11 protein-coding genes and 2 tRNA genes are annotated in these 13,868 nt (G+C 41.2%); all 13 read left to right on the plus strand.

What is annotated here, in order from left to right; all coding sequences use genetic code 11:
- Positions 1-207: 207 nt before the first annotated feature.
- The 13 genes from mfd (at position 208) to spoIIE (ending at position 13,863) form a co-directional block, all read left to right on the plus strand.
- Positions 208-3,699: a transcription-repair coupling factor gene (mfd, locus tag BMZ78_RS09430; RefSeq protein ID WP_093230039.1), complete on the plus strand. Its 3,492-nt coding sequence runs from the start codon at positions 208-210 to the stop codon at positions 3,697-3,699.
- Complete coding sequence (locus BMZ78_RS09435; protein WP_093229834.1) at positions 3,683-4,699, plus strand: peptidylprolyl isomerase; 1,017 nt, start codon at positions 3,683-3,685, stop codon at positions 4,697-4,699. The genes mfd and BMZ78_RS09435 overlap by 17 nt, the downstream gene beginning before the upstream one ends.
- A 153-nt stretch (positions 4,700-4,852) precedes the next feature.
- Positions 4,853-5,395 (plus strand): stage V sporulation protein T, encoded by a 543-nt coding sequence (spoVT, locus tag BMZ78_RS09440; protein WP_093229836.1) that lies wholly within the window; start codon positions 4,853-4,855, stop codon positions 5,393-5,395.
- 105 nt (positions 5,396-5,500) lie between these two features.
- Positions 5,501-7,102, plus strand: coding sequence for a putative polysaccharide biosynthesis protein (locus tag BMZ78_RS09445; protein WP_093229838.1), 1,602 nt, complete (start codon positions 5,501-5,503; stop codon positions 7,100-7,102).
- A gap of 12 nt (positions 7,103-7,114) precedes the next feature.
- Complete coding sequence (gene yabN / locus BMZ78_RS09450) at positions 7,115-8,581, plus strand: bifunctional methyltransferase/pyrophosphohydrolase YabN (RefSeq protein WP_093229839.1); 1,467 nt, start codon at positions 7,115-7,117, stop codon at positions 8,579-8,581.
- 71 nt (positions 8,582-8,652) lie between these two features.
- The gene (locus BMZ78_RS09455) at positions 8,653-8,934 is read left to right on the plus strand and encodes an RNA-binding S4 domain-containing protein (RefSeq protein ID WP_093229841.1); all 282 of its coding nucleotides are present in this window, start codon (positions 8,653-8,655) and stop codon (positions 8,932-8,934) included.
- A gap of 41 nt (positions 8,935-8,975) precedes the next feature.
- The gene (yabP, locus tag BMZ78_RS09460; protein WP_093229842.1) at positions 8,976-9,263 is read left to right on the plus strand and encodes a sporulation protein YabP; all 288 of its coding nucleotides are present in this window, start codon (positions 8,976-8,978) and stop codon (positions 9,261-9,263) included.
- Complete coding sequence (yabQ, locus tag BMZ78_RS09465) at positions 9,260-9,799, plus strand: spore cortex biosynthesis protein YabQ (protein WP_093229844.1); 540 nt, start codon at positions 9,260-9,262, stop codon at positions 9,797-9,799. Before yabP ends, yabQ begins: the two co-directional genes overlap by 4 nt.
- A gap of 5 nt (positions 9,800-9,804) precedes the next feature.
- Positions 9,805-10,185: an FtsB family cell division protein gene (locus BMZ78_RS09470; RefSeq protein ID WP_093229846.1), complete on the plus strand. Its 381-nt coding sequence runs from the start codon at positions 9,805-9,807 to the stop codon at positions 10,183-10,185.
- Positions 10,186-10,338: 153 nt separating this feature from the next.
- Positions 10,339-10,415, plus strand: a tRNA-Met gene (locus BMZ78_RS09475).
- Between the two features lie 7 nt (positions 10,416-10,422).
- Positions 10,423-10,499 (plus strand) — tRNA-Met (locus BMZ78_RS09480).
- A gap of 143 nt (positions 10,500-10,642) precedes the next feature.
- Positions 10,643-11,125, plus strand: coding sequence for a ribonuclease FAU-1 family protein (locus tag BMZ78_RS09485; RefSeq protein ID WP_175482388.1), 483 nt, complete (start codon positions 10,643-10,645; stop codon positions 11,123-11,125).
- Between the two features lie 284 nt (positions 11,126-11,409).
- Positions 11,410-13,863, plus strand: a complete 2,454-nt coding sequence (spoIIE, locus tag BMZ78_RS09490; RefSeq protein ID WP_175482389.1) for a stage II sporulation protein E — start codon at positions 11,410-11,412, stop codon at positions 13,861-13,863.
- The last annotated feature ends 5 nt before the right edge of the window (positions 13,864-13,868 follow it).

A 13,868-nucleotide genomic window follows, 5' to 3' on the forward strand; every position in this document is an offset into this window, starting at 1 on the left:
TGGAACGGTATCCATCAATTGATAAGCTTTGTATTAGTTGGGGTGTTCCATGCTCAGGATTCCATTTTCTGACTATATTGAAAACAGCCTTGGCTATTGCAAGCTGAGGCTTCTTTTCTATTTCATCTAAGTGAAGTTAAGGAGGAACAACGATTGGGCTCATTGAACCATTTGATTAAGCAGGATTATGATTTTCAGTCAACGGTCATGGGAATCCAGAATCATTTAAAAGAGCAATTGGTAGCAGGTTTGACGGGAACAGCTCGTGCTTTATATGTAGCTGCTATATATGAAGAAACAAAGCGGCCTGTTTTACTGATTACCCATAATTTAAATCAGGCACAAAAAGTAGCGGAAGATCTGATCGAATTGCTTCCTAAAGAGGAAGTACTTCTTTACCCGGCAAACGAATTGGTTACCACGGAAATTGCTTTGTCGAGTCATGAGACTTTGGGAGAGCGAATGGATGTTTTGTTTAAATTATCGCAAGGTTTCAATGGGGTACTTGTTGTGCCTTTTGCGGGATTGCGTAAATTGTTCCCACCCAAAAAGATATTTGATAGAAGCCGCCTTGCTTTTCAAGTAGGAAAAGAAATGACCATTGATCATGTGGTAGAGCATTTGTTGAAAATTGGATATGAACGTGTGGAAATGGTAGAGAAAAGAGGAGAATTTAGCCTGCGTGGCGGGATTGTGGATATTTTCCCTGTTACATTTGTAGATCCAATTCGTATTGAGTGGTTTGACAATGAAATCGATTCCATTCGCTATTTTTCTGTGGTCAATCAACGTTCGATTGGCAAAATCGATGAAGTGGTTATTCCACCAGCTCGCGAACTCTTTGCTGAAAAAAGTGTATTGGTTCAAGCAGCAGAGCGGGTTGAGCGTTTATTGGAAGAGCGGTTGTCAGTGATAAAAGATACCCAATTAAAGAAAAAATTGACCGAGAATATTGGTTGGGAGATTGAACAATTAAAGAGCGGTATTTTGTTTACAGGCATCTATAAATATATTTCACAGATTTATCCTGAGTGCGAAAGTTTAATTGATTATTTGTCGAAAGACACCATTTTAGTATTGGATGAACCCTCGCGGATTGCTGAGAGTGCCAAACAAATGGAACGGGAAGAGGGAGAATGGCAAACAGCTCTTTTGCAACAGGGTGAATTTTTACCGCAGCTTAAGTTATCCCTTTCATATGATGATGTTGTTTTAAAGAAACAACACCAACGTATTTATTTATCTTTGTTTATGAGGCAGATTCCGGGAACACAGCCGCAAAATATTGTGCAATTTGTATGTCGTGGAATGCAGCAGTTCCATGGACAAATGCATGTATTAAAGACAGAGTGGGATCGGTGGTTAAAATCAAACTACCGAGTTGTGTTCGTGGCAAGCAGTGAAGAAAGACTTGAACGGTTAGAACGTGTATTGGCGGATTATGGAATGGAGGTCACACGTGACTATTCCAATCAGGTTCCTGCACCAGGCAAACCTGTGATTCGAATTGCTTCTTTACAAAATGGTTTTGAAATGAATACGCTTCGTTTGGCCGTCATCACAGAAACAGAGGTATTCACACAAAAACAGCGTCGGATCCGTCGTTCTGCTAAACTCGATCATGCCGAAAAAATTAAAGATTACCAAGAATTAAAGCCTGGTGACTACGTTGTTCATGTCAATCATGGAATTGGACGTTATGCAGGGATTGAAACATTAAATGTCGGAGGAATGCATAAAGACTACTTACTCATCCAATATGCCGGTAATGATAAGTTGTATGTCCCTGTAGAACAGATTGATCAGGTGCAAAAATACGTGGGTAGCGAGGACCGGACTCCCAAAGTATATAGCCTGGGTGGTACGGAATGGAGTAAAGTAAAAAATAAAGTCCGCAGCTCTGTGCAAGATATTGCCCAGGATCTTATCGAGTTGTATGCGAAGCGTCAACAGGCGAAAGGTTACGCATTTTCAAAGGATACGCCTTATCAAAAGGAATTTGAAGCGATGTTTCCGTATGAAGAAACACCAGATCAATTGCGATCGATTGAAGAGATTAAACGGGATATGGAATGTAGCCGGCCGATGGATCGTCTTTTGTGCGGTGATGTAGGATACGGAAAAACTGAAGTCGCTGTTCGTGCCGCATTTAAGGCTGCGATGGATGGAAAACAAGTGGCTGTCCTTGTTCCTACGACCATTTTGGCGCAACAGCATTATGAAACTTTTAAGGAACGCTTTGCTGATTTTCCCGTTACCATTGATGTGTTAAGCCGTTTCCGTTCGCGAAAGGAACAAAAGGAAACCATTGAAGGTTTGAAAAATGGAACGGTTGATATTGTGATTGGAACGCATCGTTTGCTTTCCAAAGATATTGTTTTCAAGGATTTGGGTCTGTTGATTATTGATGAAGAGCAACGCTTTGGTGTCAAGCACAAGGAACGGATTAAACAATTAAAACACAATATTGATGTGCTAACGTTGACTGCAACACCCATTCCGCGTACACTTCATATGGCCATGATGGGAGTTCGTGATCTGTCTGTGATCGAAACACCACCTGAGAATCGATTCCCCGTGCAAACCTATGTGTTGGAATACTCTGGGGCATTGGTTCGTGAAGCGATAGAACGGGAACTGGCACGGGGCGGACAGGTATATTTTCTCTACAATCAAGTACAAAATATCGAGCAGATGGCTGAACAGATTCGCATGTTGGTACCGGATGCCCGGGTTGCAGTGGCTCATGGGCAAATGTCGGAAAACGAGCTGGAAAAAGTAATGTTGGACTTTTTAGATGGAGAATATGATGTTCTGGTTAGCACAACAATTATTGAGACAGGTGTAGACATTCCAAACGTAAATACGTTAATTATTTATGACGCGGATAAAATGGGCTTATCTCAGTTATACCAATTGCGCGGACGTGTAGGTCGTTCCAATCGAATTGCTTATGCTTACTTTACTTATCAACGGGATAAGGTATTGTCAGAAGCAGCCGAGAAGCGACTGCAAGCGATTAAAGAATTTACGGAACTGGGTTCAGGTTTCAAGATTGCGATGAGGGATTTGAGTATTCGTGGTGCGGGGAACATTCTCGGTGCAGAACAACATGGTCATATTGCTACGGTTGGATTTGAGCTATATAGCCAGATGTTAAAAGAAGCTGTAGCTGAGCTGCAGGGAAAAGAAGTAGAGGAGCAGAAGAAAGAACCGCAAATCGAACTCAGTGTCGATGCTTATTTGCCTTCAGAGTATATTCAAGACGAAAAGCAAAAAATCGAATTGTATAAAAAGATACGCGCAATCTCTACCTTGGATGAAGTGAAAGAGTTGGAAGAGGAGATTGAGGATCGTTTTGGAAATTTGCCTGAACCTGTACAAAGCTTGCTATTGGTAGCAAAAATTCGTGCTTATGCCATCAAATATCATGTAGAAAACATTGAGCAAAAAGGGACGGATATTATTTTGAAATTCTCACCCGAACAAACAGAGCGAATGGATGGTTCCAAGCTGTTCAAAATCGCTCAGCAATTCCCGGGTAGAATTCGTTTTTCGTCTGGTCAGCGAATTGGCGTTATATTCAAAACGAGTGGGCTAAGTTCAAAAGCCGCGCTGGAATTGGTGGAACAGTTTTTGATCCAATACAAAATGGTTTCCCAAGAGAAAGGAGCAATTGAAAATGTGGCAGTGGAATAAACGAGTCATCGCCGGATTCATTGCAGTATTCTTGGCAGGAGCAGTCTTGGCAGGCTGCAATTCAGCCAAAACGGAGGACAAAAAAACGACGGCAACAGCAAAACAGGAAAAAGCGGATTCTATTTTACCTTTGGATACTTCAAGCAAGAAAGTGATTGGCGAGTTTCAGAACGGTAAAGTCACAGAGGGAGAACTGAACCGCTATATTAACATGCTGGGATTTTTGGATTTGCAGGTAAGTATAGCATTGAGCAATCCTGAGATGAAAGCGCGATTAAATGAAGTGAAACAGGATATTCTCAAGGATTATGCGACAAGAAAATGGATTTTGAGTCAAACAAAAGCGGATAGTGAGTCAACCAAAAAAATCGATGATGAGATGAAAAAGATCGAGGAGATGGCGAAAAACAATTCGGTGACTGCTACTCCGAATGGAAAACCTCCGAAGAATTTGGATGAAGCGATCAAGGGAAAAGGGTTTACCAAAGAAGAACTGCGTGCTTATGTATTAGAGGAATTACGTATTCGAGACTTTCTGGATCAAAAATTGAAAGGTCAGAAGTATGACCATGTCAAAGTGCAACATATTTTGGTTTCAACGACAGCGGAAGCAAAAAGATCAGAAGCTGATGCGAAAAAAAGAGCGGATGAGGTAAAGAAAAAATTGGAAGCTGGCGGAGATTTCGCCAAATTGGCCAAAGAATATTCGGATGATCCAGGTTCTAAAAATCAAAGTGGCTTGATCGAAGGTCCTGCGGATCAGTTTGTGCCTGAATTCGCCAATGCTGCCAAAAATTTGCCATTAAATCAAATCAGCGATCCCATTAAGACGGAATATGGTTTCCATGTGCTTAAAGTACTCGAACGAAAGCAAGAGACAGTGGACAAGGCGCCTGAGCAGTATAAGTATATGAAGCGTTCCAAAGTTTTTGAGGATATCATGAACAAAGAACTGAAATTAAAATCATTCTTGCCGGTTACTAAATCAGCTAAAAAATAAAATACAATCAATAAAAAAACAAAGTATTTTTTACTTTGTTTTTTTATATTCGCATATTATGTCCGTAGCAGTTCATACTATGGGCAGATGAGAAGGAAAAAGATCACAGGCCTTATTAACCAATTATACGAGGAAAGAGAGGAAATTCTAAATATGAAAGCAACCGGCATCGTTCGTCGGATCGACGATCTGGGACGGGTGGTTATCCCCAAAGAAATTCGTCGGACGCTTCGCATTCGCGAGGGAGATCCGCTTGAGATTTTTGTCGATCGCGATGGAGAAGTAATTTTGAAAAAGTATTCCCCTATAGGGGAACTAAGTGATTTTGCCCAAGAATTTGCAGAAGCCTTATATGAGAATTTACATCATATTACTTTGATCAGTGATCGTGACCAAGTGATCGCAGTAGCAGGTGCTTCCAAAAAAGAGTATTTAAACAAACCAATCGGAGAGATTGTAGAAAATTGTATGGATCAGCGACGGTCTCAAACAGAAACTGCATCCATGACCACTGAAATTATTAAAGGAGCGCCAGAAGAATATTATTCTTACATTATCGTGCCGATTAATGCTGGTGGAGACCCGATTGGATCTGTTATTTTACTTTCCAAAAAAGAAGGAACGAAAATGAGTGAAGTAGAGTTAAAAATAGCAAGTACTGTGGCTTCTTTTCTAGGAAAGCAGATGGAGCAATAAAGGGCGACCGATTTGAGGTCGCCTTATTTTTTCGCTTTGCCAACTTTCCTTGCTTCAGTATAATGAATAAGCAGCGCCAGATGGAAAGGGGAAAGTATAGAATAAATGAAGCAGTCATTTGTAAAAGGGGCAGCTATTTTAAGCTTTGCTACATTAATTTGTAAAATTCTTGGAGCAGTCTATCGTGTTCCTTATCAAAATATTACGGGTAATGAGGGGATGTTTGTTTACCAGCAGGTGTATCCTTTATATAGTACTTTACTGGCGATGGCTACAGCAGGTTTTCCTGTGGCGATCTCCAAAATGGTTTCTGAACGAATAGCTACAGGCAACTATGCTGCGGCTAAAAAAGTATTTCACATTTCTTTGGTTACACTATTGGTAATCGGTGGGGTTTTTTTTAGTTTGTTATTTTTTGGAGCGGGTAAATTAGCCGGATGGATGGGGAATCGTGAATTACTGACATTGCCCATTCAATCTGTATCGTTTGCACTTTTGATTGTTCCAGTTATAGCGGTAATGAGAGGGTTTTTTCAGGGACAACAGGATATGATGCCGACAGCTATTTCCCAATCCATTGAACAGATGGTTCGGGTAGGGACCATTATTTTTTTGGCCTGGTATTTTATGGAGTATGGCTTTGGCATTGTATATGCGGGAGCAGGAGCCGTGTTTGGAGCTGTAACTGGAGCGGTAGCGGCAATGGCAGTACTATTTGTTTTTCTGCATAAAAGAAAGAAAATTTCATTATCAAAGATACAGGAATCACCAGCAAAAGAAAGTACCTTATCTCTTTTGCGTCAAGTATTACTTTTATCTTTGCCTGTTTGTCTTGGGGCTTTAGTGATTCCTCTTTTTTCCTTGGTCGATTCCTTTACAGTCGCCAACCTGTTAGCAGGGGAAATTGGAAAGGAAGAGGCGATCAATTTAAAAGGTGTGTTTGATAGAGGTCAACCGCTTGTTCAGTTTGCTTCCTTTTTTGCTACAGCTTTGTCTTTATCGATTGTACCAGCGATTGCAGAGGCAATAGCTTTGGGGAATGAACAAGAAGCGAGAGAGCAAGCGAAGTTGGCTATTCGCATAACATGGCTTACAGGTTTGCCTGCAGCAGTAGGCTTAAGCATTATCGCTATGCCTACCAATGTGATGTTATTCAAAGATCCATTGGGATCAGACGCTTTGTCCATATTTGCTTTTACGGCTGTATTTCTTACTTTAAATCTGACGTCAACCGGCATTTTACAAGGATTTGGACGTGTTTATTTACCTGTCATCTACCTGTTTGTAGGCGTTGGTGTAAAACTGTTGGGCAATATTCTTTTGATTCCCAGATGGGAGATTAGAGGTGCAGCTGTAGCGACCGTGGTTGCCTATGCCTTGGCCACATTTCTTAATTTCCTCTCTTTGCGTCATTTAGGAATTTCCTTAAGGACAAGTGGATTCCTTAAAAAACTGGGTGTGGCTGTTGGATGGATGGCCTTAGTGACGTTTGGATTTATGCACCTTTTTATATGGATGACTTCAGGGATTCCGTTTCGTTTATCGATGATGTTGACAGCCTTGTGTTCGGCGCTCATTGGTTTACTTGTTTTTTTAGTGGCTATATTCCGTTATGAAGTACTGACTACGGCCGATTTGGAGAAGATGCCAAAGTTGAAGAAAAAAATTGCCCCTATTTTACATAAATGGCGTTTACTTCGTTCATAGAGGAGGAAAAAAATGAAAAAGAAAATCGTTGTGGTTGGATTGGGTTTTGGTGATGAAACAGCTTTACCTATTGGTACAGTAGCCCTATTTAGTCGAAGTGAGATGATTTGGCTTCGTACGGAAAAACATCCTGCTGTTCATTGGATCAGGGAAAAAGGAATTCCTTTCCAAACATTTGATGAAGTATATGAAATGTTTTCAGACTTTGAGTCAGTGTACCAAGAAATTGCGCAACGTTTACTCCAGTTAACCGAGATGCAGGAAATTGTAGTGTATGCGGTTCCTGGACATCCCATGGTAGCTGAACGTACTGTACAGTTGTTGCGTCAGCTGGGGCCGCAATATGGTGTAGAGATTGACATACGAGGGGGTGGCAGCTTTCTTGATATTGCATTTGCCCGATTGGGTATTGATCCTATTGAAGGATTTATGATGGTAGACGGAAACTCGCTACGCCCAGAGGAGATCAATCCCCGCTTACATATTTTGATCGGACAAGTATATGACCGGATTGTTGCATCTGATATTAAGCTGACATTGATGGAAGTGTATCCGGATGATTATGAGATACATGTTGTGACTGCACTTGGAATCGAAGGAATGGAAACCGTTCATCGTCTGCCTTTGTATGAATTGGATCGAATCGATGCATTTACCGATCTTACTTCCATCTATATTCCGCCAGTAAGTGATGAACAAATCTTATATCGCCGTTTTGACTATTTGACACAAATCATTGCTCATTTGCGAAGCCCAGAAGGTTGTCCCTGGGATCGAAAGCAAACCCATCAAAGCCTGTTGCCATATCTGATTGAAGAAGCGTATGAATTTATTGAAGCCGTTCACAACGAAGATGTCGATGCCATGATGGATGAGTTGGGGGATGTATTGTTACAAGTGATGCTCCATGCCCAAATTGCGAAGGAAGAGGGAGTATTTGATATTCATGAAGTAATTCAAGGGTTAAATGCGAAGATGATTCGACGGCATCCTCATGTTTTTGGAGAAGAACATGCAGAGACCGCAGAAGAAGTGAAGCAAAATTGGGAGGAAATCAAAAGAAAAGAGCGACAGGGCGAGGAAACTTCTTCTATATTGGATGAGATTTCGAAAGGATTGCCTGTTCTCCTTCAGGCTTTTGAACAACATAAAAAAGCGGCTAAAGTAGGGTTTGATTGGGATAAAAAAGAAGATGTTTTGTTAAAAGTGGAAGAAGAGTTAGCAGAATTAAGGAAAGCCGAAACGAAAGAAGAGCAGGAAGAGGAGATTGGTGATTTGCTTTTCATTTTGACATCGGTTGCCCGTATGTACGAAGTTCATCCGGAAATTGCGTTATGGAAGGCTACACAAAAATTTGCCCGTCGCTTTCGTTATTTGGAAGACCAGGCACGAAAGACAGGAAGAAAGTTACAGGAAATTCCAATGGAACAGCTGGATGAATGGTGGGAAGAAAGTAAACAGCAGGAAAAAGGGGAGTAAAATTGGAAGGTATTTCCTTTTGTTTCTCGAAATTAGATCAATGTTGAATGTAGAAGGTTGTGAAGTCACAGATGAGATTGGATAAGTTTTTAAAAGTGTCCCGCTTGATTAAAAGGCGTACGTTGGCCAAGGAAGTATGTGATCAGGGACGAGTCATGATTAATGGCAAGCCGGCAAAAGCAGGAGTAAATGTTTCTGTTGGAGATGAGCTTTCCATTCGCTTTGGGAATAAAACAGTGACGGTCAGAGTAGAGAAAATAGCTGAAAATGTAAGGAAAGAAGAAGCTGGAGCCATGTTTACTTTGATTCAGGAAGAAGTAAAGGAATCAGATTCGGATGTTCTAAGCTCATAACTTTGTCCATAACATGTACCAAGGAGAAGGAGGTACATGTTATGGTGGAACAAACTTCTCAAACCAGGCATGAGATCGTTTTAGTTGACCGTAAAAATTTGGAAATAAGTGGTGTTGTAAGTGTAGAGAGTTTTGACAATGAGGAATTTTTATTGCAAACCGACTGTGGTTTTTTAGGCGTACGTGGACAGGATTTGCACATTAAAAATTTGGATTTGGAACAGGGTTTGGTTTCGATTGAGGGACACTTGGTAGAATTCAACTATTTGGATGCAGCCATTCCTCGAGCAGACAAAAATAAAGGGCTTTTGGGCAGGCTGTTTCGGTGACTTTGCAAACGCAGGCTTTTACAATGATACTGATGTTCTGCTCGGGTTTCCTTTTAGGAATGATTTTGGATGCTTATCAGGAACTAAAGGCACGTTTCCGGTTAAAAGGATGGACTGTTTCTCTGATTGACTTGTTATATTGGATTGTATGTGCCTGGTTAGTTTTTAGCTTATTATTGTGGAGCAATTGGGGACAACTTCGATTTTATATTTTTATAGCGATTCTTGCTGGTTTGTTTTTCTATTATCAATGGTTGAGTAAGCTTGTTATTCAGATAATTAGAGTGGTTTTTAACAGCATCGAGTATCTTCTTCGTTGGATCATTGCTCTGGTTCGTCTGCTCGTTTGGGTTCCTTTGGTGACCTTGTGCTCTTGGATCAGGAATTTGTTCCTGATTTTATGCAAGATGGTCATGCGCCCCATTTTATGGATTTTTAAACCGATTCATCGGTTATTTGTTCCTTATATAAAAAAAATGTCTCAGTTACGTGATCGTTGGAAAAAGAAGTGGAATCAGTTTAAAAAAAAGAGGTGAATTGAATGGCAGCGAGATCAAAATCAGAAAAAGTGCTTGCTTTTCGTTCCCCTCATATACAGACGGCCGAACGGAAAAAGGAGCCGGCCAAGTCAAGACAAACATTACATCCAGCTGCACGTCGTCGGAGATTCATTTGGCTTGGCATTATGTTGTTTATGCTAAGTTGGGCGGTTGGACAACTGGTTATTCAACAGTTTCGTATTTGGGATAAAGAGGAAGTTTTGGCACAGAAAAAACAGGAGTTGGCGGCGGTAAAGCAACAGACTGAGCAGTTGAAAAGAGAAGTAAGACAGTTAAATGATACAAACTATTTGCTCGAGTTGGCTCATAAATTAGGGTACATTAAACCAGGAGAACAAAATTACCAAGAACATCATGAATAAATCGAAGTATTCCATAGGATGGCCTCTATGCTTGGGAAAAGCAGGAGGTCATTTCTATCAAAAAAAATTTTTCTATAAGGACCTTGACTTTCATTTATATGCTCTATATAATAAAGAATGTTCGCGGATGATGCGAATTCGATGGACAGATGCCGCGGGGTGGAGCAGTCTGGTAGCTCGTCGGGCTCATAACCCGAAGGTCGCAGGTTCAAATCCTGCCCCCGCAACCAAATTTGTGGCGGCGTAGCTCAGCTGGCTAGAGCGTACGGTTCATACCCGTAAGGTCGGGGGTTCGAGGCCCTCCGCCGCTACCAAAATAAGATAGATGGGACAAGGCGAAGTACCACCTCTAAAGTGCGGGGATGGGTAATCGCCTTTTTTTCATCTAGCAGGGGAATTCCTAAGGAATCCGGTGTTTATGGTTAGGGATGCATTCCGAGAAAGTGTGGGAGTTCATGTGAATGTAGTGATAAAAAAAATAAAGTTTACCACGATTAATAAAACCTATTCAGAGTTAGTGCGTGATTGGCGAGGGAGGCACTGTTTTGCTACCCAGTATGCGAATCCGGACGGGAAGCGTATTTTTCTTACCTACTACTTTGTCAAGAATGGATATACTATCTCCAAGGTCTTTAAGCGATCAGGCGAGTTTCTTTATTATTATTGCGATGTAATGGAAATGCATCAAACGGGTCGGCTTCGTTATGTAATGGTGGACTTATTGCTTGATTTAATTGTGTATCCAGATGGTCGCTATCATCTGATTGATGTGGATGAGTTTGCGGACTCGGTGGAAAAAGGCCATTTGAAAAAAAGACAGCAGGTACATGCTCTCCGCACACTGGATCGGATGCTTCGTTTAACAACGGAAAAGAAGCTGATTCCTTCGTTTATACAAGAGGCGAAAATGTATCCGCTCATCGGAAAAATGAAACGTTAGCATAAAAGAAAATCGACAGAAATAGGAAGTTTTGTCGCCTATTTCTTTCCTTTGATCATTTTCGACAAAGAGCGACGCTATTTGTTTCAACCTCCTTAACGATTAGGGAGGTCTTTTTTATTGGATCGCCATCGAAAGAGAGGGTCTCTTTCTTTTTGTATAAAAGGATGATGACTGTTTACAAAATATGTCGGAAAATTTTTTATACTCATTCAGCCAATCTGACAAACTTTCCTGAGCAACCCCGATATAATGAGTGACAAAATGGCTCAGGGGTGATGGGAATGAATACGATGGCAAACAAATGGAATGGTTTCATAGATAAATGGGTAAGGCTTGGAAAGAGTAAGCAAAAACGGTGGATGTATCGTTTTGTTCATATGTGGAATGTGCCTGTGATTTGTATGGGATTTTTACTTGGAAGAGCCATGATTTTGGAATCGGTCTCACCTTTTGCTGTAGCTTATCTGGGGGCGATGTTTTATTTAGGGAGAAAGAGTTGGCCAATCGTCATGCTGGCTTTGATATCAGGAGCGTCTACGTTAGATATGACACAAACTACACGTATTTCCTGTTTTCTGGTATTACTTCTTTTCATCCAAAAGATATTTTCCTGGGCAGGCAAAGGACAAATCTATCATGTCCCTTTCATGGTGCTACTGACCAGCACCGTGGGCCACCTTTTGTACTTATGGTGGGGAGAATCAACCATATATCAGTGGATGTTGTCAGGGTTGGATGTTTTGCTTAGCTGGATTCTCAGTTTCATTTTTATTCGTGCTCTCCCTTTATTTACAATTAAGAAGAAACGATTAACCCTGCGCACAGAAGAAATCATTGGTTTGGTTATTTTAATGGGTTCAGTCATGACTGGGACTATGGGTTGGTTTATATGGGACCTGTCTGTTGTTCATATTGTTTCCCGCTATCTGGTTTTGGTCCTGGCTTTTACGGGTGGAGCGATGCTTGGAGCATCGATGGGTGTCGTCACAGGGATCATATTATGCCTGTCAGATCCACAAGCCATGTTGGAAATGAGTTTATTGGCTTTTGCCGGTTTGCTGGCTGGGCTACTGAAAGAAGGAAAGAGAATAGGTGTTTCACTTGGATTCATATTTGGTTCGTTGATGATCCATTTGTATGAAGGAACCACTTTAACCCTGTGGATCTCTGGAATCGAATCAGCCATGGCGATCCTTTTCTTTTGGCTTACACCTCAAATGGTTTATCAGGGAATTGCCAAGCTGATACCAGGAACACCAGAAAATCAATCCGTACACCAAGATTACGTTCGGCGTTTGCGTGATGTGACTGCTGCCAAAGTAGGGCAGTTTACGGATTTGTTTTATGAACTGGCCAGCAGTTTCCGAACAGATACAGCAAAAGAGCGAAAAGAAGACGAGGATTTTGTTCATCAGATGATGACAGATGTGATGGAGCAATCTTGTTTGGGCTGCCATCGTTTTAGTCAGTGTTGGGAGCAAAATGTGATGAGAACATATCAAGGGATGACAGATTTAATGACGTTAGTCGAAATGAAAGGAAATCCAATCCATTTGGCGGCTCCGCGCGAGTGGGTTGAGTATTGTGTGCGCCCTGAGAAGGTACTGTCTGCGATTCAGGATCAATATGCTTACTATGAACAAAGTATTTATTGGAAAGAGAAAATGAAAGAATCACGCCGGATTGTTTCAGAACAACTGGCTGGTATGGCAGAAGTGATGGATAAGTTGGCCCAGGAAATTAGGCATGAAACGCAAGTTCAAACTGCTCAGGAAGAACAAATTCATGAGGCTCTGGAAGAGTTGGGTTTATCGATTCAACGGGTTGATATTATTAGTTTGGAAGAAGGAAAGGTTGAAATTGAAGTGATTATGCCACATCCCGATGCATTTGATGAGTGCAGGAAGCTGGTTGCACCTGTTTTAACTGAAATTATAGGTGAACCTATTGCAGTTTTTAGGAAGGTGATACAGGATCGTACATCAAATGCAGTTATTACTTTAGGTTCTGCCCAACGTTATGAATTGAAAACAGGGGTAGCCACTGTTGCCAAAGGTGGTGGATATGTATCAGGAGACAGTTACTGTTATATGAATTTGGGAACAGGAAAATATGCAGTTGCTTTAAGTGATGGGATGGGTAACGGAGAACGTGCACAGGAAGAAAGCAGTGCAGCTCTGAAATTGCTGCGCCGTTTGCTGCAAGCTGGTTTAAATGAGGAACGAGCTGTAGAAACCATCAATTCGATTTTGAGCTTGCGTTCGACGGATGAAATGTTTGCCACGGTGGATCTGGCCATTGTAGATCTCAATACAGCTCATACGCGATTTATGAAAATTGGTTCAACACCTGGCTTTATCAAAAGAGGCGATCAGGTGCTTACTTTGTTTTCTTCCAATCCACCGATTGGCATATTAAATGAAATTGAGATTGATTCGATTGAAATGGTATTACAACCAGGAGATCTGCTCATTATGATTACAGATGGAATTTATGATGCACCTGGTCATGCTATCAATAAGGATTTATTGATGAAACGGCTCATTTCAGAAATTGAAACCAAAGATCCGCAAGGATTTGCTGATTGCTTATTGGAAAAAGTGGTTCGACGCCAGAATGGTCAAATTCACGATGATATGACGGTGATTGTGGCGAAGGTAGAGCGTTATACGCCAGAATGGTCTACGATTCGCATAACAGGGATGCCTCGTTTAAAACGGGCACAAATGGTATAATGCCA

The organism is Thermoflavimicrobium dichotomicum (assembly GCF_900114055.1).
In the GTDB taxonomy this organism is placed as follows: Bacteria; Bacillota; Bacilli; order Thermoactinomycetales; family Thermoactinomycetaceae; genus Thermoflavimicrobium; species Thermoflavimicrobium dichotomicum.

Bases quoted from the DNA above. Each gene is read 5' to 3' on its own strand.
- mfd (WP_093230039.1), top strand. From the start codon at position 208: ATGGGAATCCAGAATCATTTAAAAGAGCAATTGGTAGCAGGTTTGACG.
- BMZ78_RS09435 (WP_093229834.1), top strand. From the start codon at position 3,683: ATGTGGCAGTGGAATAAACGAGTCATCGCCGGATTCATTGCAGTATTC.
- spoVT (WP_093229836.1), top strand. From the start codon at position 4,853: ATGAAAGCAACCGGCATCGTTCGTCGGATCGACGATCTGGGACGGGTG.
- BMZ78_RS09445 (WP_093229838.1), top strand. From the start codon at position 5,501: ATGAAGCAGTCATTTGTAAAAGGGGCAGCTATTTTAAGCTTTGCTACA.
- yabN (WP_093229839.1), top strand. From the start codon at position 7,115: ATGAAAAAGAAAATCGTTGTGGTTGGATTGGGTTTTGGTGATGAAACA.
- BMZ78_RS09455 (WP_093229841.1), top strand. From the start codon at position 8,653: ATGAGATTGGATAAGTTTTTAAAAGTGTCCCGCTTGATTAAAAGGCGT.
- yabP (WP_093229842.1), top strand. From the start codon at position 8,976: ATGGTGGAACAAACTTCTCAAACCAGGCATGAGATCGTTTTAGTTGAC.
- BMZ78_RS09470 (WP_093229846.1), top strand. From the start codon at position 9,805: ATGGCAGCGAGATCAAAATCAGAAAAAGTGCTTGCTTTTCGTTCCCCT.
- spoIIE (WP_175482389.1), top strand. From the start codon at position 11,410: ATGAATACGATGGCAAACAAATGGAATGGTTTCATAGATAAATGGGTA.